Raw genomic sequence first — 20,446 nt, 5'->3', positions numbered from 1 at the left:
TAAATAATATGTAAATATCTAGCATAAGATGCTATCAAATGGTTTAAATGTAGATTAATCGAAAGTTTTGTCTGTGGAATGTCGCTTCTGGTCTCCATTTGGCTGGTGAATACTTTTTGATTAGAGTTTACTGCTAGATATGTGTGGTTTAGTCAGGATTATTGGTTTTTTTGCTACATTTTTATGGCAAATTACTTCAATGATTGCTAATGTGTGCCGCAGTCTTTGTAAGGTTTTAGGCTTTTGTGCTCAGAAAATGCACTAAAAAAATCTAAAACTCTGACCGTTCCAGGCCCTTACAAAGAAGTCATGGATGCTAACGAAAAAATTTGGAGTTTTACGCATGTATAAGAATAAAATCACGCGCGCTTTATTTATTGGTGCTGGTCTTTCTCTCGCTTTAGCTGGTTGTGGCGAAAAGCCTGTAGAGAAACAAGCTGCTGAGCCTGCTCCGGCTCCAGCCCCTGAAGCTAAATCTGATTCTAAAGAGCCAAAACTTGCTGCTGTTCAAGAATTGGTGCGTGGTAACGGTACAGAAGTTGCGACAATAGACCCTCATAAATCTCAAGGTGTTCCAGAATCCCACGTGATTCGCGATCTTCTTGAAGGCCTAGTAAACCAAGATGCGGACGGTAACACTATCCCTGGTGTTGCAGAATCTTGGGAAACTGAAGACAACAAAACATACACTTTCCACCTACGTGAAGACGCAAAATGGTCTAACGGTGATCCTGTTACTGCAGGTGATTTTGTATACAGCTTCCAACGCGCAGTCGACCCAGCAACCGCTTCTCCATACGCTTGGTACATGGAATACACCAAGATGAAGAACGCAAAAGACATTGTTGCGGGTAAAAAAGACAAGAGTGAGTTGGGTGTTAAAGCGGTTGACGACCACACGTTAGTGGTTGAGCTAGACACTGCTGTACCATACTTTGTGATGATGATGGGCCACACAACAGTGAAGCCTGTTCACCAAGCAACCGTTGAAAAGTTCGGCGATCAATGGACGAAGCCTGAGAACTTTGTAGGTAACGGTGCTTATGTTGTTGACAACTGGGTTGTAAACGAGCGTTTAGTTCTAAAACGTAACGAACAATACTGGGACAACGAAAACACGACGCTTGATCAAGTTACTTTCCTGCCAATCGAAAACCAAGTAGCGGAAATGAACCGCTTCCTAGCAGGTGAAATTGACTTCACGAATGAACTGCCTACAGAGCACTTCAAGCGTTTGAAGCAAGAGCATCCAGAAGACGTGTCTGTATCGGGTAACTTGTGTACTTACTACTACATCTTCAACACGAAGAAAAAGCCGTTTGATGATGTTCGCGTACGTAAAGCGATTTCTTATGCGATTGACCGTAATATCGTGACTGATGCGATCCTAGCACAGGGTCAAAAGCCAGCTTATTTCCTAACGCCTGAAATCACGGCGGGTTTCAACCCAGAAATCCCTGCATACGGCAAAATGACGCAAGAAGAGCGTAACGCTGAAGCGGCGCGTCTATTGGAAGAAGCGGGTTACGGCGCAGACAACCCTCTTGAATTTAACCTTCTATACAACACGTCAGAGAACCACAAGAAACTTGCGGTTGCACTGGGTTCAATGTGGAAGAAGACGCTTGGTCTAGACGTTACGCTAGAAAACCAAGAGTGGAAAACTTACCTATCTACCAAAGATTCTGGCAACTTTGAGGTTGCTCGTGCAGGTTGGTGTGGCGACTACAACGAAGCTTCATCTTTCCTAACGCTGATGATGAGTAATAACACTACTGGTGGTATTCACTACGACAGCAAAGAGTACGATGCAATCATGAACAAAGCATTTGCTTCAACTTCTGACGAAGAGCGTCAAGCGCTTTACCTAGAAGCAGAGAAGTTGATGGCAAAAGATATGCCAATCGCACCTATCTACCAGTACGTGAAATCACGTCTACTATCACCGAAAGTTGGTGGCTTCCCAGTCAATAACGCGGAAGACAAGATTTACTCTAAAGATCTCTACATCACAGAGTAATTCGTAACTCGATAGAACTATAAAAATGAGGCTCTACATGTGAGAAATTGCATGTAGCGCCTATCTTTAGTCCAAAAGAATTGGACGACTTCTTTAATTTAACTGTCACAGACTGAAAGAGTGAGTTTATGCTTAAATTCATCGCAAAAAGGATATTTGAGGCGATCCCAACAATGTTGGTTTTGATCACCGTATCTTTCTTTCTTATGCGCTTTGCACCGGGAAACCCTTTCTCGACAGAGCGTCCATTGCCACCCGAAGTAATGGCAAATATCGAAGCTAAATATGGCTTGGATAAACCTGTATTTGAACAATACACTACGTATTTGACCAATGTTATCCAAGGGGATTTCGGGCCGTCATTTAAATACCTTGATTACTCGGTTAACGAGCTGATCGCGGTTGCCTTACCTGTTTCGGCTAAAGTGGGCTTCATCGCCTTTATCTTTACCCTGATTATGGGGGTTACCGTCGGTACCATTGCTGCGCTCAAGCAGAATACTTGGATTGATTACACCATCATGTCGACAGCGATGCTCGGTGTGGTAATGCCTTCTTTTGTATTGGCACCTGCTCTTATCTATCTGTTCTCGCTTCACTGGAATATCTTCCCTGCGGGCGGTTGGCAAGATGGTAGCTGGCAGTATTTAGTGCTTCCTGTCATTGGTATGTCACTACTGTATGTTGCAACTTTCGCTCGTATTACGCGTGGTTCGATGATCGAAACCCTAAACAGTAACTTTATTCGTACGGCTCGTGCTAAAGGTCTAAGCTACCGTTACATTATCATCAAGCACGCTCTTAAGCCGGCACTTCTCCCTGTTGTTTCTTACATGGGTCCTGCTTTCGTAGGTATCATCACCGGTTCTGTTGTTATCGAAACCATTTTTGGTCTACCAGGTATTGGTAAGCTATTCGTTAATGCTGCGTTTAACCGTGACTACTCGCTAGTAATGGGTGTAACCATCCTGATTGGTTTCCTATTCATTTTATTCAACGCGGTTGTAGATATTCTACTTGCAATGATTGACCCGAAAATTCGCTACTAACAGGGACGTTTGGTTATGTTAACGAAAAAAGAAAACCTAGAAGCGATTGAGAAATTCTCCGAAAACTTGGAGATTGAAGGTCGCAGTCTTTGGCAAGATGCTCGTATCCGTTTTATGCGCAACAAAGCGGCAATGGTGAGCTTATTCCTTCTTGTTCTAATGACGTTGGCGGTGATTATTCTGCCAATGATCGCACCGCACACCTTTGATGATACTGACTGGTACGCGATGCACATTGCACCGAATGCTGACCATTGGTTTGGTACTGACAGCCTAGGCCGTGATTTATACGTGCGTACGCTAATTGGGGGGCGTATTTCTTTAATGGTGGGTGTTATGGGCGCATTTGTAGCGGTACTGATTGGTACGCTCTACGGCGCAGCATCTGGTTTTATCGGCGGTAAAGTTGACCGTGTGATGATGCGTATTCTAGAGATTTTGTACGCGGTACCGTTTATGTTCCTAGTTATCGTACTTGTGACATTCTTCGGTCGTAACATCATGCTGATCTTTGTCGCGATTGGTGCTATCGCATGGCTAGATATGGCGCGTATCGTACGTGGTCAGACACTCAGCTTACGTAGCAAAGAGTTCATCGAAGCTGCACATGTGTGTGGTGTTAGCAACTGGAAAATTATCACTCGTCATATCGTGCCGAACGTACTGGGTATCGTAGCGGTTTACTCTACGCTGCTTATCCCGAGCATGATCCTGACGGAGTCATTCTTATCATTCCTTGGTCTTGGTGTCCAGGAACCAATGACAAGTTGGGGCGCTCTTCTACAAGAAGGTGCACAGACAATGGAAGTAGCAATCTGGCAGCTGGCATTCCCAGCAGTGTTCATGGTTGTGACGCTATTCTGCTTCAACTACGTTGGTGACGGCCTGCGCGATGCGCTGGATCCAAAAGACAGATAATTAAAAGATAAGATTAAGGAAGCAATGATGAGCTTATTAGATGTCAAAGATCTGCGCGTCGAATTTACCACGCAAGATGGTATCGTAACCGCAGTAAACGATTTGAACTTCTCTCTCACCCAAGGCGAAACCTTAGGTATCGTTGGAGAGTCGGGGTCAGGTAAATCTCAAACCGTATTCGCAATCATGGGTCTTTTGGCTAAAAACGGTATTATCTCTGGTAGCGCAAAGTTTGAAGGCAAAGAAATCTTAAACTTACCAGAAAAAGAACTGAACAAAGTTCGCGCTGAACAGATCGCAATGATCTTCCAAGACCCAATGACATCGCTGAACCCTTACATGAAGGTAAGTGACCAGTTGATGGAAGTGCTTATGCTGCATAAAGGCATGGGCAAAGCGGAAGCATTTGAAGAATCAGTACGCATGCTGGAAGCGGTGAAAATCCCTGAAGCGCGTAAGCGTATCACGATGTACCCGCATGAGTTTTCAGGCGGTATGCGTCAGCGTGTAATGATCGCGATGGCGTTGTTATGTCGTCCTAAACTGCTTATTGCCGATGAGCCAACAACAGCACTTGATGTGACGGTTCAAGCACAGATCATGGACCTGCTTAATGAGCTTAAAGACGAGTTCAACACGGCGATCATCATGATCACGCACGACCTTGGTGTTGTTGCAGGTTCGTGTGACAAAGTGCTGGTGATGTATGCAGGTCGTACGATGGAGTACGGCAACGTAAACGAAATCTTCTATAATCCAAGCCACCCTTATGCAGAGGGTCTGTTGAAAGCGATCCCTCGCCTTGATACGGAAGGTGAAATTCTGCCAACCATTCCTGGTAATCCACCAAACTTGCTTCGTCTACCACCGGGCTGCCCTTATCAAGAGCGTTGTCACCGAGTGATGGATCGTTGTAAGCGTGAAGCGCCAATTCTGACTCCATTTGGTGATGGCCGTCAGCGCGCATGTTTTTCTGAATGGGAGGCTTGGAACAAATGAACGCAGTAGATAAAAAGCTAATTCTGGACATTTCAGAGCTGAAAGTTCACTTCAGCATTGCGTCAAAATCGGCATGGCCTTGGTCAAAGCCTTCAAGCCTAAAAGCGGTTGATGGGGTGAACGTTCGACTATACGAAGGGGAAACGCTTGGTGTAGTAGGTGAGTCAGGTTGTGGTAAATCGACGTTTGCGCGCGCCATCATCGGTCTTGTTGAAGCGACGGATGGAGAAGTAGTTTGGTTGGGTCAAGATCTAACTAAGATGAAAGACGTCCAACGTCGTGAAACGCGTAAAGAAATCCAAATGATTTTCCAAGATCCTTTGGCATCTCTTAACCCACGTATGACGGTTGGCGACATTATTGCTGAGCCTCTTGAAACGTTCTACCCAGAACTGTCTAAGCAGGAAGTGAAAGACCGCGTTAAAGAGATGATGGCGAAAGTTGGCCTATTACCTAACGTTATTAACCGTTACCCACACGAGTTCTCGGGTGGTCAGTGTCAGCGTATCGGGATTGCGCGTGCGCTTATCCTTAAGCCTAAGATGATCATTTGTGACGAGCCAGTATCGGCGCTTGATGTATCTATTCAAGCTCAGGTTGTTAACCTGCTTAAAGAGATTCAAAAAGAACTAGGCCTTTCTCTGGTATTCATTGCGCATGACTTGTCAGTGGTTAAACATATCTCAGATCGTGTTTTGGTCATGTACTTGGGTAATGCTGTCGAGCTCGGTGAGGCGGAGGCGCTGTTTGCTGATCCTAAGCACCCATATACACGCGCATTGATGTCAGCGGTTCCGATTCCGGACCCGAACATTGAACGCAGTAAGAAAATCCAAATGCTGGAAGGCGACCTTCCTTCGCCGATCAGCCCACCATCGGGTTGTGTGTTCCGCACTCGTTGCCCACAAGCAACCGAAGAGTGTGCGAAGACGAAGCCAACGATTCAAGGTAACGACGTTCACGCGGTATCTTGTTTGCACGTTAGTGTATAAATTCAGCCTGTGACGGGCTTAAGCGCGACACCTTCATCGGGTCGCGCTTTTTTTATGCATCTGATTTATACATTCGAATTTCTTGAACATGATGTCCTAAGTTCAGTGATTTTCTGTTTGATAGGAAACGCTAATATAGACATAAACAGAATGAGAGGAGCGCAATCATGGGTAAGTTGGTCGAAGGTGTTTGGCATGACGTCTGGTATGACACAAAATCAAATGGTGGCAAATTTGTGCGTGAAGATGCTGGATTCCGTAACTGGGTTAAAAACGAACCTGATGCGGAGTTTAAACCAGAGTCTGGTCGATACCATTTGTATGTCTCTCTTGCTTGTCCTTGGGCACACCGAACGCTCATCTTCCGAAAGCTGAAAGGCTTAGAACCCCATATTGATGTCACGGTTGTTTGCCCTGATATGTTAAGCCAAGGCTGGCAAATGGGGCTTCCTGAGCCACTATTTGGTCACACTCGTATGCACCAAATCTACACGCAGGCCAAACCAGATTACACAGGCCGTGTAACTGTGCCTGTGCTTTGGGATAAAAAGACCAATACGATAGTGTCGAATGAGTCGTCAGAAATTATTCGTATGTTTAACTCGGAGTTCAATGCGTTAACAGGAAACCACGATGACTATTATCCAGAACAGCTAAAGCATGTTATTGACGAGTGGAACGATTTTGTTTATCCAAACGTCAATAATGGAGTGTATCGCTGTGGTTTTGCGACCACGCAAGAGGCATATGAAGAAGCATTCGATTCTTTATTTGCTGCGCTAGATAAAATCGATTCGCACCTAGCGACTCATCGTTATTTAGCAGGGAATACGATTACTGAGGCTGATTGGCGTTTGTTTACGACTCTGATCCGTTTCGATGTCGTGTATGTGGGTCACTTCAAATGTAACAAGCAGCGCATCGCAGACTACGAGAATATTCAAGGATACTTAAAAGAGTTGTATCAAGTCGAAGGCGTCGAAGAAACCACGGATTTCTACCATATTAAACGTCACTATTATTTCAGCCACACTGGTATTAACCCGACGCAAGTCGTACCCAAAGGGCCTGATTTAGACTTAAACTCTCCTCATGGAAGAGAAATAATTGGCTAGTTTGCTGCCTCTATCAGAAATGAAAAAGTACTTAACGGTTAGCAATGTCGTTAAGTACTTTGATGCCAACTAAATACTAGGAGCAGGAGAGTGACTCTTAAGTGTGCGCTCGTCTACTTAGCGCGTACGACGTCCATCACTAGTTTTCCGTCGACTTTTACAGGGCCATCTTCTTTGGCTCCTAGTGTATATTCAAATACGCCAGTCTTCATTCCCCCTTTTTCTCCGTGGACCATTAGCATCAGCATGTCCCCAGACTCAACCGGTTCCATCAAAATTGCATTCACGTTCTCATTCTGTCCCATCTTTAGTGGGGCATAGCCGATAACAGGGCCAGGCTTCATTGATTCGTCTGTTCGGTGGACTACCATCCATCCGTTGTCGTCAGCATGAGTCATTTTTGCGGTTACCGTTCCTCCGGACATATCTTGATCAACGCCTTTAATGCTTGGGGCAGAAAAGCTGAATGAAGAAAAACTGAACAGAAATGCAGCTAAACCAAGCTTTAGCAGTGAGTTGTTGATGGAGTTGTTCATATGTATTCCTTACTTATGTGTGAGTTTGCTTAATAGCGGTCCATCTTCGTTACGTAGTTCTAGTAAGAAAGTTCAGTTGAAATGTAAATAATGAATGTAAATAATGCTGATAAATTGAACAGGGAGGATCGCTTCGTTCTATTACGTTTTGGTGGTAGGTAAAAGAATAATGAAATTATAAGACGCAATGGTAAGCCGGGAGCCGGGGCCATTTTCTGATTATCCTCTCATCGTCACAGCTTCTTACCCATATTGAAATAAACTAATGATATAACAACCGCTTTTTAACGGGGGTGATGCATGGATATCAATGAGTTTGTCAGTGGCGAGCATCTAATTTGGAATCTGCTTATTGCTCTATTACTGGGGGCAATTGTTGGCACCCAACGTGGCTGGGTGATGCGCAATAGCGTAGAAGGCAGTCGTGTCGCGGGCATTCGTACTTTTTCTTTAGTCGGTTTACTCGGTGGTTTAGTTGGTATTCTCGCCAACATCTATTCACCTTTACTCATTGGTTTTGCGCTTATCGCTTTAGTCATCCTCACTTGCATCGCTTTTGTTATACAGCAGAAAAAGAGCGGAGATGTGAGCATCACTGGCGTGGTTAGTATCATGGTGGTGTTTGTTCTGGGTAACCTTGCCGTGTCGGGTGAGGCTGTTTTGGCAGCAGCAGCGGCCGTCATAACCGCGGTAGTGCTCGATAACAAAAGAGAGCTACATCAAGCGCTACAAAAACTGCAAGAGTATGAGTTAGACGCAGCACTGCGTTTATTACTTATCTCGATAGTCATGTTACCACTGTTACCAAATCAATCTTACGGCCCTTGGAATGCACTTAACCCGTATGAGATTTGGTGGATGGTTGTGCTGATCGCTAGTATCTCGTTTGTCGGTTATTTTGCGATAAAGATCGGCGGGGCGAAGCGAGGTATTTTGTTTACGTCTGTATTTGCGGGGCTTAGCTCTTCGACAGCATTAACGTTGCAGTTTTCCCATCTTTCTCGTGAGCAAGCGAGCATCAGCCCGTTACTCGCTAGTGGTATTCTTTTGAGCTGCGGAACCATGTTCCCTCGTTTACTTATCGTACTGTCTGTTATCAATCCACAATTAGTGAAACTGCTTTGGCCAATTGTGATGGCGATGATGGTTGCGCTGTACATTCCGGCATGGTGGATTTGGCGCAGAAGTGAAGTTGAGCAGATTGAGCAATCAAATAAGCAAACGAACCCTCTTGCTTTGCAGTCGGCACTGTTCTTTGGCCTCGTGTTGGCGGTGATTATGCTGCTTGCTCATGCTTTGTCTGACTGGTTCGGCAACGCGGGTGTGTTGATCCTTTCTGCTTTATCAGGGATTACTGACGTTGATGCGATCTCGTTAACCCTCGGACGTCAAAGTACGCAAACATTAAGCGTGACCACTGCTGCGTTAGGCATTTTGATTGCCGCTTCGGTTAATACCATTGTGAAAATGGGGATGGTCATCGCGATAGGGGATAAGAAGCTTTGGCGCCGAATCGCACCAGTGATGACAGGTTGTGTTGTGGTTGGGGCTGGGGTATTTATGGCGCTGTATTCGTAAGAGCGTATTAGTGCTATTGCTAATAGCCTCTTTGCTGTGTGGCCAACAATAGAAAAAGCCCTCGACGAATCGAGGGCTTTGGATAGTTGTCCAACTAGATGTCAGAAGCGATTATTTAGCTTCTTGGTCTGCTTGGATTGCTGTTAGAGCGATTGTGTACACGATATCGTCTACTAGCGCGCCACGAGACAAGTCGTTTACAGGCTTGCGCATACCTTGCAGCATTGGACCGATAGAAACTAGGTCAGCTGAACGTTGTACCGCTTTGTAAGTCGTGTTACCCGTGTTTAGGTCTGGGAATACGAATACTGTCGCTTTACCTGCTACTGGAGAGTTAGGCGCTTTAGACGCTGCCACGTTTTCCATGATAGCTGCGTCGTACTGCAGAGGACCGTCGATCACTAGATCAGGACGCTTCTCTTTCGCGATGCGAGTTGCTTCACGTACTTTATCAACGTCTGCACCCTTACCAGATTCACCAGTAGAGTAAGAGATCATAGCAACGCGAGGGTCGATACCGAATGCTGCTGCAGAGTCAGCAGATTGGATAGCGATTTCAGCAAGCTGTTCAGCGGTTGGATCTGGGTTGATCGCACAGTCACCGTAAACCAGTACTTGATCAGGCAAAAGCATGAAGAATACTGAAGATACGATAGACGCATTTGGTGCAGTCTTGATGATTTGGAACGGAGGAACGATAGTGTTCGCCGTAGTATGAACAGCACCAGAAACTAGGCCGTCAACTTCGTCGTTCTCAAGCATCATTGTGCCTAGGAATACTGAATCTTGTAGCTTCTCACGAGCCACAACTTCAGTCATGCCTTTCGCACCGCGCAGCTCAACTAGACGAGCAACGTAGTTTTCACGAACAGCATCGGCATCGATGATGGTTACGCCAGTACCTAGCTCAACGCCTTGTTGAGCTGCTACGCGACGGATTTCATCTGGGTTACCTAGAAGCACACAGTCTGCAATACCGCGTTCAGCACAGATTGCTGCCGCTTTAACAGTACGAGGTTCGTCACCTTCTGGAAGAACGATACGCTTGCCTGCTTTACGAGCAAGTTCAGTTAGCTGGTAACGGAACGCTGGTGGGCTTAGACGACGAGACTTCTGAGTACCTTCAGTCATTGACTCGATCCAGTTACCGTCGATGTGACCAGCAACGTGCTCGTTGATGAACTCGATACGCTCTTTATCGTCTGCAGGTACTTCGATGCTGAAGCTCTGTAGGTTTAGAGATGTCTGCCAAGTGTTACCTTGTGCTTTGAAGATAGGTAGACCAGTGTCGAACGCTGGTTTACATAGACCTTCGATTTCGCGAGGGATGTCGTAACCGCCAGTTAGCAGTACAGCACCAATATCCACACCGTTCATTGCAGCAAGAGAAGCAGCAACGATAACATCAGGACGGTCTGCAGAAGTAACAAGTAGAGAGCCAGGTTTGAAATGCTCAATCATGTTTGGCAGAGAACGTGCACAGAAAGTGATGCTCTTGATGCGACGAGTGTTGATGTCACCTTCGTTGATGATATCTGCTTTCAGGTGCTTAGCCATGTCGATTGCACGAGTCGCAATCAGATCAATGCTCCATGGCACGCAACCTAGTACACGAATTGGAGAAGTGTTGAAGATTTCCATCACTTTCAATTCGTTTTGTTTCGCGCTATCTGCATCGTCAAAGATTTCAGATAGGTCAGGGCGAGTACGGCCAGCTTCGTCAACAGGAGCGTTTAGCTTGTTGATGATAACGCCAGAGATGTTTTTGTTCTTAGTGCCGCCGAAGTTAGAACATGCTACTTCGATACGCTCTTTCAGTTGCGCTGGGTTATCAGTACCTGGAGTCGCAACTAGCACGATTTCTGCACCAAGTGTTGCCGCGATTTCCGCGTTTACTTGGTTTGCAAATGGGTGCTTACGAGTAGGTACAAGACCTTCGATTAGCGTAACGTCTGCGTCTTTGTTGATTTGGTTGTAACGTTCAACAACGGTTTCTAGCAGCTCGTCCATGTTGTCGTTACCGATTAGGCTTTCAGCAACAGACATCGCCATTGGTTCACCGATCTTCATATCGCTGTTGTGGCCAACGATAGTTGAAGTCAGATCTGGCTGATCACCACCTGAACGTGGCTGACAGATTGGCTTGTAGAAAGAAACTTTAACGCCTTTACGCTCCATAGCGCGAAGAACACCCATGCTAACGCTTGTTAGGCCAACGCCTGCGCTAGTAGGGATAAGCATAATAGTACGAGACATTCGTAGAGTACCTTTAGCTATTTGGGGGATAAAAGCTCAACTCTTATTCCATGAAGCTCGAAGAATAGGAGTTGAGCCCCTAAGAAATTCGTTTGAATGAAAATCTGGCTAGCCGAGTGGCTAGCCAGTAATTCAATTAAAGACCTGTCAGGCGTGCAGTGTCTTCAGCGATGACTAGCTCTTCGTTAGTAGAGATAACCATTGCAGGGATACGGCTGTTTTCAGTCGTGATAACGCCTTCGCCGCCGAAGCGAGCTTTAAGGTTAGCTTCGCTATCTACTTCGATACCGAAGATGCCAAGACGGTTTAGAACCATTTCACGGATAGGGCCAGAGTTCTCGCCGATACCGCCAGTGAAAGTGATTGCGTCTAGACGACCGTCCATTGAAGCAGTGTAGCCAGCTACGTACTTAGCTAGACGGTGGCAGAACACGTCCATTGCGCGTGTTGCTTCTTCTTTCTCACCGTAGTTGTCTTCAACGAAACGACAATCAGAAGTCACTTCAGTTAGACCTTGAAGACCAGACTCTTTAGTTAGCATCGTGTTGATTTGATCAACAGAGTAACCTAGAGCGTCGTGCAGGTGGAAGATGATCGCAGGGTCGATGTCGCCACAGCGAGTACCCATTACTAGACCTTCAAGTGGAGTAAGACCCATAGAAGTGTCTACAGATTGACCGTTCTTGATTGCACATACAGACGCGCCGTTACCTAGGTGGCAGTTGATGATGTTTACTTCTTCAACTGGTTTATTTAGTAGGCCAGCAACTTCACGAGTGATGAACAAGTGAGAAGTACCGTGCATACCATAACGACGGATACCGTGTTCTTTGTATAGGTTGTATGGAAGAGCGTATAGGTAAGACTCTTCAGGCATAGTTTGGTGGAACGCAGTGTCAAATACAGCAACGTTTTTCAGCTCTGGGAAGTTTTTCTTAGCCGCTTCGATACCGATGATGTGAGCAGGGTTGTGAAGAGGTGCAAATGTTGCAGCGTCTTGAATACCTTTTAGAACTTCATCAGTGATTAGTGCAGATTGAGTGAACTGCTCGCCGCCGTGAACGATACGGTGACCGATTGCGCCTAGGTTAGCTTTAAGCTCTGGCTTAGAAGCAAGAATAGTTTCTACCATAAACGCTAGTGCTTCTTCGTGAGCTGCACCATTGCCTAGTTGAGCTTCGTGCTTGCCATCAAGTTTCCACTTGATGCGAGCTTCAGGAAGGTGAAGACACTCAGCAAGACCTGATAAGTGCTCGTCGCCGTTCTCGGCATCAACAACGGCAAATTTAAGAGAAGAACTACCGCAGTTTAAAACTAAAACTAGCTTAGACATGTATGACTACCTGTTATTCGTCTGATAAAAAATCAGTTAAAGAATGAAAAATTAATCACAAGAATAGCCGATACCCAGAAGGCTGCGTACTAATCCTGGTCAAAAATTGTTCTAATTCCATATAAAGAAAATAGTGATGAACCCATCCATCACTATGATGCGATCCGTGCAGATAGATATCTCGGAGTTGCTTAAATTGTAAATAACAGCAACAATGAGATTGAGGGTCTGCAAAGGATAGCGATAATAAGCAATGATAACAAAAAAAATTTGAAAGAATATTAACTTTCATCAATTTTTTGTACCTTCAGTTGAAATGTTCAACTATTTTTTAGTGAGAGAGCGGTATGAGTAATAAAGTCGGATTGATCCATAGCCTGAAAGATGGCCAGAATTACATGGAGATCTGGCCGGTTCGTAAAGAGCTAAGCGCCATATTTCCGGAACAGCGTATCATTAAGGCGACTCGCTTTGGCATTAAAGTCATGCCAGCCGTCGCTGCGATCAGCGTACTCACTCAAATGGCATTCAACAATTACCACGCGTTACCTCAGTCTATTGTTGTCGCCTTGTTTGCGATTAGCTTGCCACTCCAAGGGATTTGGTGGCTTGGTGCTCGATCCAACACGAAACTGCCGCCTTCTCTGGCATCTTGGTATCGGGAGCTGCATCAAAAAATTGTGGAAACAGGTTTTGCACTAGAGCCTGTTAAAGCTCGCCCTCGTTATAAAGAGCTTGCGATAATACTGAACCGAGCGTTTCGCCAGCTCGATAAATCGTCACTAGAGCGTTGGTTCTAATTTAAATTGTTTGAAATGGAGTGTGCACTAGCCGCTCCATTTTTGATCCTGCCTCTATTACCTACTTTGACGGTCGTTGATGAAGCGAGCGAAGCTTTGTTTACCAAAGATTCTTTCCGGATGAAGAAGTCCCCCGATCACAAATGTTGCTTTAGTGTTAAATCTTTCTTTTCTTTACTAAGACTTAGTAGTAATAATAAAAACAAGATGCGCAAGAAGTGCACAGTTATACGAACACAACATTACCCCCTTCAAACATTTGAATTCACGAGTCGATATTCATGTTGAATGCTCGCGAAACAAGGACGAAGTCACATCAAGGAGTTATGATGAAAACGAAACGTTTATTAGCCACTGCCGTTCTATCTGCTACTGCTATTTTCTCTTCTGCCAATGTACTGGCCGCCACTGCAACCGTTGCAGTTTCACAAATTGTCGAACACCCCGCGTTAGACGCGACGCGTCAAGGATTGCTTGATGGTTTAAAAGCGAAAGGCTACGAAGAAGGCAAAAATCTAGAATTTGATTATAAGACCGCACAGGGTAACCCTGCGATTGCAGTGCAAATTGCCCGTCAGTATGTCGGCGAAAATCCTGATGTGTTAGTGGGTATCGCGACGCCTTCGGCACAAGCCTTGGTGTCGGCAACGCGCTCTATTCCTGTTGTCTTTACTGCGGTAACAGATCCGGTCGGTGCGAAATTGGTTAAGTCGATGGAACAACCAGGCAAAAACGTAACTGGCCTGTCTGATCTTTCACCCGTTGCTCAGCATGTCGACCTCATCCAAGAAATTCTCCCTCAGGTGAAAAGCATCGGGGTTGTATTTAATCCCGGTGAAGCTAATGCCGTGACTTTGGTTGAACTGCTAAAAGAAAGCGCAGAAGCAAAAGGCATACAAGTGGTTGAAGCGACCGCACTAAAAAGTGCTGATGTTCAGTCTGCGACTCAAGCGATTGCAGCGAAATCAGACATTCTTTACGCCCCAACAGACAATACAGTTGCAAGCGCGATTGAAGGGATGATTGTGGCAGCGAATCAAGCGAAAAAACCTGTATTTGGTGGTGCGACGTCATATGTCGAAAAAGGAGCAATTGCAGGCTTAGGTTTTGACTACTACCAGGTTGGTGTGCAAACCGCTGATTACGTGGCGGCGATTCTTGATGGTCAAGAACCAGGCAAATTGGATGTAAAAGTCGCGACGGGCTCTGACCTCGTAATTAATGAAAGCGCGGCATCTAAGCTCGGTATCAAGCTGCCAAGTTCTGTGGTTGAACGTGCGACAAGCATGCAATAAGTAACGCTCTTTTTTGGGGTTAGGGCCGTCACGTCTGTTGATAGAGGCTTGCCCCAAAATTGATACTCGCCGGACTTCTCGTGTAGAGCATTCTGCTAGAGAAGAATGGGAGTATACGTTAGAAGTCTTAAGTTCAGGTTGGTATTCGTCAGCCTGAACATGCAGAAAGGAGCAGTTATGTCTGCATTTGCTTTTTTTGGCGCACTCGAAATTGGCTTAATTTATGGCCTAGTTGCCTTGGGTGTGTATCTTACATTTCGTGTTCTCGATTTCCCCGATTTGAGTGTGGATGGCAGCTTTCCAATGGGAGCTGCGGTGGCTGCAACGGCGATTGTCGCAGGTATTAATCCTTGGCTTGCGACAATAATGGCGATGATAGCTGGTAGTATGACGGGGTGGGTAACCGCTTTTCTGGCTGTTCGGTGTGGTATTTTGCACCTGTTAGCTTCCATTCTTACCATGATCGCGGCATTTTCAATCAATATTCGTATTATGGGCAAACCTAATATGGCGTTGCTTGGAGAGGATACGATTCTCACTCCGTTTGAAGCCTTGGGCGATCCGATGTTCATTCGTCCTCTGGTTGTTGGGGTCTTAGTTCTTTTGTCCGCTTTCTTTGTCATTCGCCTGCTGAACAGCGACTTTGGTCTTGGTTTACGGGCCACGGGCGTTAATGCGCGTATGGTTTCTGCGCAAGGGGCGAGCACTGGTTTTTATACCTACTTTGGGTTGGCTTTATCTAACGGTTTTGTCGGATTCGCAGGCGCGTTGTTTGCACAAACGAACAGCTTTGCAGATGTGACCTCTGGCGTGGGCACCATTGTGGTTGGTTTGGCTGCTGTGATTTTGGGCCAGACCCTCATTCCGGGGCGAAAAATTTGGGTTGCGGTATTTGCTGTCATCATCGGTTCGGTGCTTTATCGTCTTGCTGTAGCTTTCGCTTTGAGCTCTGGCATGTTTGGTTTGCAAGCATCAGACCTCAACCTTGTCACCGCAGTATTGGTGGCTGTCGCGCTTATTGCTCCAAAATTAAAACAGAGCATGAGAGCGAAACAACGCGTTACCGATGCTAAACAAGCGGCATCAAAAAATGGTTCGGGGGAGGCGTTATGATTGAACTTAATAACATTCAGGTCACGTTCAACCCAGGGACGATTTTAGAAAATCGTGCATTGAAAGGCGTCTCTTTAGAGGTTCCAGAGCATCAATTTCTTACCGTGATTGGTTCTAATGGCGCAGGAAAATCGACGTTGCTTGGTGCGGTGACAGGTGAGACGCCGATGATAGGTGGTCAGGTGATCATTGATGGCAAAGACGTCACCAAGCAGACGGTAGCCCAGCGTGCGACGCAATGCGCACGAGTGTTTCAAGATCCATTGGCCGGAACCTGTGGAGAGCTAACGATAGAAGAGAACATGGCTTTAGCGTACATGCGTGGTAAAAAACGCAGTTGGGGTTTGGCGCTTTCAACTAAACGTCGCAAGCTGTTCCAAGAGCGAATTAGCATCCTAGGGCTTGGCTTAGAAGATCGTCTGGGCGATAGCATTGGCTTACTGTCCGGTGGACAACGACAAGCTGTTAGCCTTGTGATGGCGACGTTATCGGAGAGTAAGTTGTTACTGCTTGATGAACACACGGCTGCGCTTGATCCTCGTATGGCGGCGTTTGTTATCGACTTAACTAAACGTATTGTCGATGAGTTCGATTTAACCGTGATGATGGTGACGCATTCGATGAAAGACGCATTAGCATGTGGCGATAGGACCGTAATGCTTCACCAAGGTGAAATTGTGCTTGATGTGGCTGGAGAGCAGCGCGCTAACATGCAGGTACCAGACTTGTTGGATATGTTCTCCAAAGTGCGTGGTGAAGAGCTTGCAGATGACAGTCTCTTGTTGAACTAAGCGGTATCGACAAGTCACTACGCCTACTAAGTGTGATCCTCCTTGGGAAAATTGGCTTATATGTCAACTCGCAAGGAGGATTTCTTGTCTCTCATTCTTCAATAACATAGTGGCATATCCAATGACGAGGAGTGCCCATAATGAACCTGCCATTTATTTTTCATAGTCAAACCATTGATGGTTTAGCTTTTAATCACGAGCAAGTCACAGTCAGACTGAAAACCGAGACATTGGATTTTGATTCCGTATATGTGCGTCTTGAGCCGGACAATGAAGAATATCTGGTCGACATGGCTCAAATTGGAACAACTGGGGAATTGTTACTATGGGAAGCATCGTTCCGACCAAATCGAGATCGAGATGTCACACATTATGTGTTGAAGCTCCTCAAAGACGGACAACAATACTGGCTCGATGCACGAGGCGTACAAAAGCGTATTCCACCCAAAGAGTTCCACTTTAAGTTGAATGTAAACCATCAACCACCAAGCTGGGTCCAAGAGCAAGTGTTCTATCAAATCTTTCCTGACCGTTTTTTTGCTAGTAAAAGTGAATCTGACATTCGTAAAGCTTATGCTCAGCATGATTCAGAAGCGATCATTAAATCGTGGGGAGAAGCGGTGGGGTCTCACAAAAATACAGGAGCAAGAGAGTTTTTTGGCGGCGATCTCAAAGGTGTGGAACAAAAGTTGGACTATCTTGAACAGCTCGGCGTTACTGCGCTTTATTTTAATCCGATTTTTTCTTCACCAAGTAACCACAAATACGACACTACGGATTACTTCACTGTTGACCCTATGTTCGGCACCAATGATCAGTTTGCTGAACTGTGTGAGAAAATCCGTGTTAAGAATATGAAGATTGTCTTAGACGCGGTGTTTAACCACACGTCAGTCCATCATCCTTGGTTTGATATCCAACAAAAAGGAGAAGGGGCGTATGGCAATCCGCAGTCAAAGTTCCGCGATTACTACTTTTTCGAAGGCGAAACCAACCACTACATTGGTTGGAAAGGCATTGGTAACTTACCGGTTCTGAACTTTGAAAATGAACATGTGCGCGACTATATCTACCAAAGTGAAGAGTCTGTCATCAAGTATTGGCTGAAGCCACCGTACTTGGTTGATGGCTGGCGGTTTGATGTCATTCATATGCTTGGCGAAGGAGAGGGAGCAAAAAACAATGCTCGTTATGTTGAAGCGTTTCGTCATGCGACGAAGTCAGTCAATCCGAATGCCTATGTGCTAGGTGAGCACTTTTTTGAAGCAACGCAGTGGTTGCAAGGTGATCAAGAGGATGGGGCGATGAACTACTACGGTTTTGCTCATCCAGTTCGAGCTTTTATCGCGCAGCAAGATATTATGTATGAACCAATCAACATTGATGGTTTGGAGTTTAAAGCATGGTTGGACGAAGCCAGAGCAAAAATTCCATTTTCGAATCAGCTATCGCAGCTAAATCAACTCGATAGTCATGATACTGCTCGTTTTATCACACTGGTTGATGGTGATAAGCGTAAAATGAACATCGCACTTGCTCTGCTCATGACATACGTCGGTACACCTTGTATTTACTATGGGAGTGAAGTCGGACTAGAGGGAGGGCTGGACCCGGATAATCGTCGCTGTTTCCCTTGGAATGAAATCGAAAACTCAGCATGGCTGTCGATTTACAAGCAATGGATTTCGATACGTAAACAGTACAAGTCTTTACAGTCTGGTAGTATTCAATGGCTGCATTGTGATACCAACGTGCTGGCTTATGCGCGCGTACTTGGAAGTGAAGCGATCGTTGTTGTGATGAATCTAAGTGGCGATGAGTGTTCAATTGACTTGCCTCTGTGGCAACTTGGTTTGGAGGCTACCCATCTTTCGTCACTTCTGGATGTACGCGAACTTATTGATTATAAGGGTCATCTTTCTGTCAATATACCTGCACAGAGCTTCAAATTGTGGCAACTGAAGTGACACTACATTCTATATTGATTAAACTTCTTTAATATATAAACAGTCTCCTACAATGCGTACACATTTGTTGGTTATCTGATTATCTGGCAATGCGCACTACGCACTACGCATTGCCAGTTGATAAGATAGCGTAATCCCATTGTTTGATAAGAGACGATCTACCTTTCACATACATGGTACTCAATGGTTAACCAAAGGCGATTTAGTCTCTCATTTGTCATCTTTTTTCCCCTCGCATTATTTGTAGTGGTTTTGCTTGTTACGACAAAAAACTACTACGATGCGGTCAATCGCTATATTGATTCTGAGTATGCACGTATTGATCGTGCCATGTCCCGTGGTATTAAAGTCCTCACCGCCTTAGATTATAGTTTTACTAACTATACGAATTACGCTAACCCATTGTCTGAAGAGCACAATTCTTTAGTCAAAAAGGGGCTTTGTTATATTTGGCCGATAGACGTCTTGTTGCTAGAGAGTGTCTACAGTGAGGGGTTACCTGCGGTTGATCTTGATTACATGATTGTGGGCGATGAAAGCTTATGTCAGCAAGGTTCAACGATTAACCGATTAGCTGAACAAAAGGCGGGTTTTGCACCGTCATTGTCTTTTCTGCACGATATTGAATCCCATATCGTTGGTATTCATTACATCGATAAGCGTGGTTACGTCATTTCGTCTCCTGACACGTACGCGAAAAACTTCACTAGAGAGCTTTGGTCAACGCTAAAAGCGCGCCCATTTTGGCAAAAAACCGCACAAGATAAAGTGAACATCACATTGGCCGGACCTGGGCCGATGTTGGATTCGATGGAAGGTCAAATCATTAGTATGACGGTGCCTGTTTACGAAAAAGGGAGGCATCAAGGTGTGCTGTCCATTGATTTTGATGTCAATGCGTTGATGGCTTCGTCGCTAGGTCTTGTTGGTAAGTTTCATTTGGTTTCCAATTTACAATCCATTCCTTCAAACAGTACACGAATCAAACCAGTCGAGTTAGAGCGATTGAGTGCGAATCACAGCATGTATTACGAGTACAACCTTTGGGATGAAGCTAAGAACCTAGCGGTGTTCGAAAAATACAGCCTTATTGTTGCGATCTCTATTTACGTTTTGAGCACAGTCGTATTGTTCTATGTGAATATGCATAGTGAGCGACGTTATTTTAAAGATCTCGCCGCCAGAGATCCGATGACGAGCTTGTTGAACCGTCGAGGAATGCAAACCGTGTGGCGCAATAAGATGACGAAAAAACAGGTTGCATTAGCAGTGTTCGATATTGATAACTTCAAGAAGATCAATGATACCTATGGTCATGATGTCGGCGATTCTGCGATTCAGCTAGTTGCAAAATGTATACGTGAAAATATTCGCCACACAGATGTCGCCTCAAGATTTGGTGGCGAAGAGTTTGTGTTGGCGATTTACGACGAAGACTCGGAAGGCATTAAGCTAATTTTAGAGCGGGTAAAAAAAGCCATAGACGAACGCTCGACACGCGTGACTAAAGAAGGCTTTACGATCTCTGGCGGTGTGGTGTTCAGTAAAGAGAACCGAGTGGAAAGCTTTGATGAGTTATTTAAAGCGGCGGATGAAAAGTTATATCAAGCCAAGAGTACAGGCAAAAATAAGATTTGCTACGAAGATCTAAGCGCTTAAAGGGCGAGCAGTTCGCCCTTTGCAA

16 protein-coding genes are annotated in these 20,446 nt (G+C 45.3%); 13 read left to right on the top strand and 3 right to left on the bottom strand.

All coding sequences use genetic code 11. The features are described from left to right. Positions 1-343 precede the first annotated feature (343 nt). The 6 genes from P4S59_RS10020 (at position 344) to P4S59_RS09995 (ending at position 7,093) form a co-directional block, all read left to right on the top strand. Positions 344-2,020, top strand: coding sequence for an ABC transporter substrate-binding protein (locus P4S59_RS10020; protein ID WP_150919154.1), 1,677 nt, complete (start codon positions 344-346; stop codon positions 2,018-2,020). A gap of 128 nt (positions 2,021-2,148) precedes the next feature. Next, on the top strand, positions 2,149-3,069 hold the full coding sequence (gene oppB, locus P4S59_RS10015; protein WP_337168336.1) for an oligopeptide ABC transporter permease OppB: 921 nt from the start codon (positions 2,149-2,151) through the stop codon (positions 3,067-3,069). Positions 3,070-3,084: 15 nt separating this feature from the next. Continuing rightward, entirely contained in the window at positions 3,085-3,987 is a 903-nt protein-coding gene (oppC, locus tag P4S59_RS10010) for an oligopeptide ABC transporter permease OppC (RefSeq protein WP_337168335.1), read from the top strand. A 27-nt stretch (positions 3,988-4,014) separates the two neighbouring features. Continuing rightward, positions 4,015-4,986 carry an ABC transporter ATP-binding protein gene (locus P4S59_RS10005; RefSeq protein ID WP_337168334.1) on the top strand — a complete coding sequence of 324 codons (972 nt, stop codon included), beginning with the start codon at positions 4,015-4,017 and terminating at the stop codon, positions 4,984-4,986. Continuing rightward, a complete protein-coding gene (gene oppF / locus P4S59_RS10000; RefSeq protein WP_006742812.1) occupies positions 4,965-5,978 on the top strand; it encodes a murein tripeptide/oligopeptide ABC transporter ATP binding protein OppF in 1,014 nt (337 codons plus the stop codon). The genes P4S59_RS10005 and oppF overlap by 22 nt, the downstream gene beginning before the upstream one ends. Before the next feature lie 167 nt (positions 5,979-6,145). Further along, on the top strand, positions 6,146-7,093 hold the full coding sequence (locus P4S59_RS09995; protein WP_253644422.1) for a glutathione S-transferase family protein: 948 nt from the start codon (positions 6,146-6,148) through the stop codon (positions 7,091-7,093). Positions 7,094-7,206: 113 nt separating this feature from the next. Here the strand turns inward: P4S59_RS09995 and P4S59_RS09990 are convergent, their stop codons facing one another. Further along, entirely contained in the window at positions 7,207-7,629 is a 423-nt protein-coding gene (locus P4S59_RS09990) for a DUF7282 domain-containing protein (RefSeq protein ID WP_337168333.1), read from the bottom strand. Between the two features lie 300 nt (positions 7,630-7,929). On the opposite strand from P4S59_RS09990, the gene P4S59_RS09985 reads away from it, so the two are divergent. Next, on the top strand, positions 7,930-9,207 hold the full coding sequence (locus P4S59_RS09985) for an MgtC/SapB family protein (protein WP_258692838.1): 1,278 nt from the start codon (positions 7,930-7,932) through the stop codon (positions 9,205-9,207). A 111-nt stretch (positions 9,208-9,318) separates the two neighbouring features. On the opposite strand, the gene pta is transcribed toward P4S59_RS09985, so the two are convergent. Beyond that, positions 9,319-11,463 carry a phosphate acetyltransferase gene (gene pta / locus P4S59_RS09980; RefSeq protein ID WP_005396636.1) on the bottom strand — a complete coding sequence of 715 codons (2,145 nt, stop codon included), beginning with the start codon at positions 11,461-11,463 and terminating at the stop codon, positions 9,319-9,321. Positions 11,464-11,599: 136 nt separating this feature from the next. Then, a complete protein-coding gene (locus tag P4S59_RS09975; protein ID WP_005396635.1) occupies positions 11,600-12,796 on the bottom strand; it encodes an acetate kinase in 1,197 nt (398 codons plus the stop codon). Positions 12,797-13,143: 347 nt separating this feature from the next. Here P4S59_RS09975 and yfbV point away from each other — a divergent pair, with 347 nt between their 5' ends. The 6 genes from yfbV (at position 13,144) to P4S59_RS09945 (ending at position 20,421) form a co-directional block, all read left to right on the top strand. Continuing rightward, positions 13,144-13,596 carry a terminus macrodomain insulation protein YfbV gene (yfbV, locus tag P4S59_RS09970; RefSeq protein ID WP_005380809.1) on the top strand — a complete coding sequence of 151 codons (453 nt, stop codon included), beginning with the start codon at positions 13,144-13,146 and terminating at the stop codon, positions 13,594-13,596. A gap of 329 nt (positions 13,597-13,925) precedes the next feature. Beyond that, the gene (locus P4S59_RS09965; protein WP_047010059.1) at positions 13,926-14,891 is read left to right on the top strand and encodes an ABC transporter substrate-binding protein; all 966 of its coding nucleotides are present in this window, start codon (positions 13,926-13,928) and stop codon (positions 14,889-14,891) included. A gap of 177 nt (positions 14,892-15,068) precedes the next feature. Further along, positions 15,069-16,004 carry an ABC transporter permease gene (locus P4S59_RS09960; protein WP_054574798.1) on the top strand — a complete coding sequence of 312 codons (936 nt, stop codon included), beginning with the start codon at positions 15,069-15,071 and terminating at the stop codon, positions 16,002-16,004. Beyond that, positions 16,001-16,795 carry an ABC transporter ATP-binding protein gene (locus tag P4S59_RS09955; RefSeq protein ID WP_114323289.1) on the top strand — a complete coding sequence of 265 codons (795 nt, stop codon included), beginning with the start codon at positions 16,001-16,003 and terminating at the stop codon, positions 16,793-16,795. Before P4S59_RS09960 ends, P4S59_RS09955 begins: the two co-directional genes overlap by 4 nt. Positions 16,796-16,935: 140 nt before the next feature. Further along, the gene (malZ, locus tag P4S59_RS09950) at positions 16,936-18,762 is read left to right on the top strand and encodes a maltodextrin glucosidase (protein ID WP_337168332.1); all 1,827 of its coding nucleotides are present in this window, start codon (positions 16,936-16,938) and stop codon (positions 18,760-18,762) included. Positions 18,763-18,945: 183 nt separating this feature from the next. Then, positions 18,946-20,421 carry a sensor domain-containing diguanylate cyclase gene (locus P4S59_RS09945; protein WP_152811883.1) on the top strand — a complete coding sequence of 492 codons (1,476 nt, stop codon included), beginning with the start codon at positions 18,946-18,948 and terminating at the stop codon, positions 20,419-20,421. The last annotated feature ends 25 nt before the right edge of the window (positions 20,422-20,446 follow it).

The sequence above is a fragment of the Vibrio sp. M60_M70 genome, from assembly GCF_037162085.1.
GTDB lineage: Bacteria > Pseudomonadota > Gammaproteobacteria > Enterobacterales > Vibrionaceae > Vibrio > Vibrio diabolicus.
The sequence above is the reverse complement of the archived record's forward strand: the minus strand, read 5'-3'. Positions and strand labels throughout refer to the sequence as shown.

Coding starts and splice junctions, on each gene's coding strand:
- oppC (WP_337168335.1), top strand. CDS start 3,085: ATGTTAACGAAAAAAGAAAACCTAGAAGCGATTGAGAAATTCTCCGAA.
- pta (WP_005396636.1), bottom strand. CDS start 11,463: ATGTCTCGTACTATTATGCTTATCCCTACTAGCGCAGGCGTTGGCCTA.
- P4S59_RS09985 (WP_258692838.1), top strand. CDS start 7,930: ATGGATATCAATGAGTTTGTCAGTGGCGAGCATCTAATTTGGAATCTG.
- P4S59_RS09955 (WP_114323289.1), top strand. CDS start 16,001: ATGATTGAACTTAATAACATTCAGGTCACGTTCAACCCAGGGACGATT.
- P4S59_RS09995 (WP_253644422.1), top strand. CDS start 6,146: ATGGGTAAGTTGGTCGAAGGTGTTTGGCATGACGTCTGGTATGACACA.
- P4S59_RS09945 (WP_152811883.1), top strand. CDS start 18,946: ATGGTTAACCAAAGGCGATTTAGTCTCTCATTTGTCATCTTTTTTCCC.
- P4S59_RS10005 (WP_337168334.1), top strand. CDS start 4,015: ATGAGCTTATTAGATGTCAAAGATCTGCGCGTCGAATTTACCACGCAA.
- P4S59_RS10020 (WP_150919154.1), top strand. CDS start 344: ATGTATAAGAATAAAATCACGCGCGCTTTATTTATTGGTGCTGGTCTT.
- P4S59_RS09960 (WP_054574798.1), top strand. CDS start 15,069: ATGTCTGCATTTGCTTTTTTTGGCGCACTCGAAATTGGCTTAATTTAT.
- oppF (WP_006742812.1), top strand. CDS start 4,965: ATGGGAGGCTTGGAACAAATGAACGCAGTAGATAAAAAGCTAATTCTG.
- malZ (WP_337168332.1), top strand. CDS start 16,936: ATGAACCTGCCATTTATTTTTCATAGTCAAACCATTGATGGTTTAGCT.
- P4S59_RS09965 (WP_047010059.1), top strand. CDS start 13,926: ATGAAAACGAAACGTTTATTAGCCACTGCCGTTCTATCTGCTACTGCT.
- yfbV (WP_005380809.1), top strand. CDS start 13,144: ATGAGTAATAAAGTCGGATTGATCCATAGCCTGAAAGATGGCCAGAAT.
- P4S59_RS09990 (WP_337168333.1), bottom strand. CDS start 7,629: ATGAACAACTCCATCAACAACTCACTGCTAAAGCTTGGTTTAGCTGCA.
- oppB (WP_337168336.1), top strand. CDS start 2,149: ATGCTTAAATTCATCGCAAAAAGGATATTTGAGGCGATCCCAACAATG.
- P4S59_RS09975 (WP_005396635.1), bottom strand. CDS start 12,796: ATGTCTAAGCTAGTTTTAGTTTTAAACTGCGGTAGTTCTTCTCTTAAA.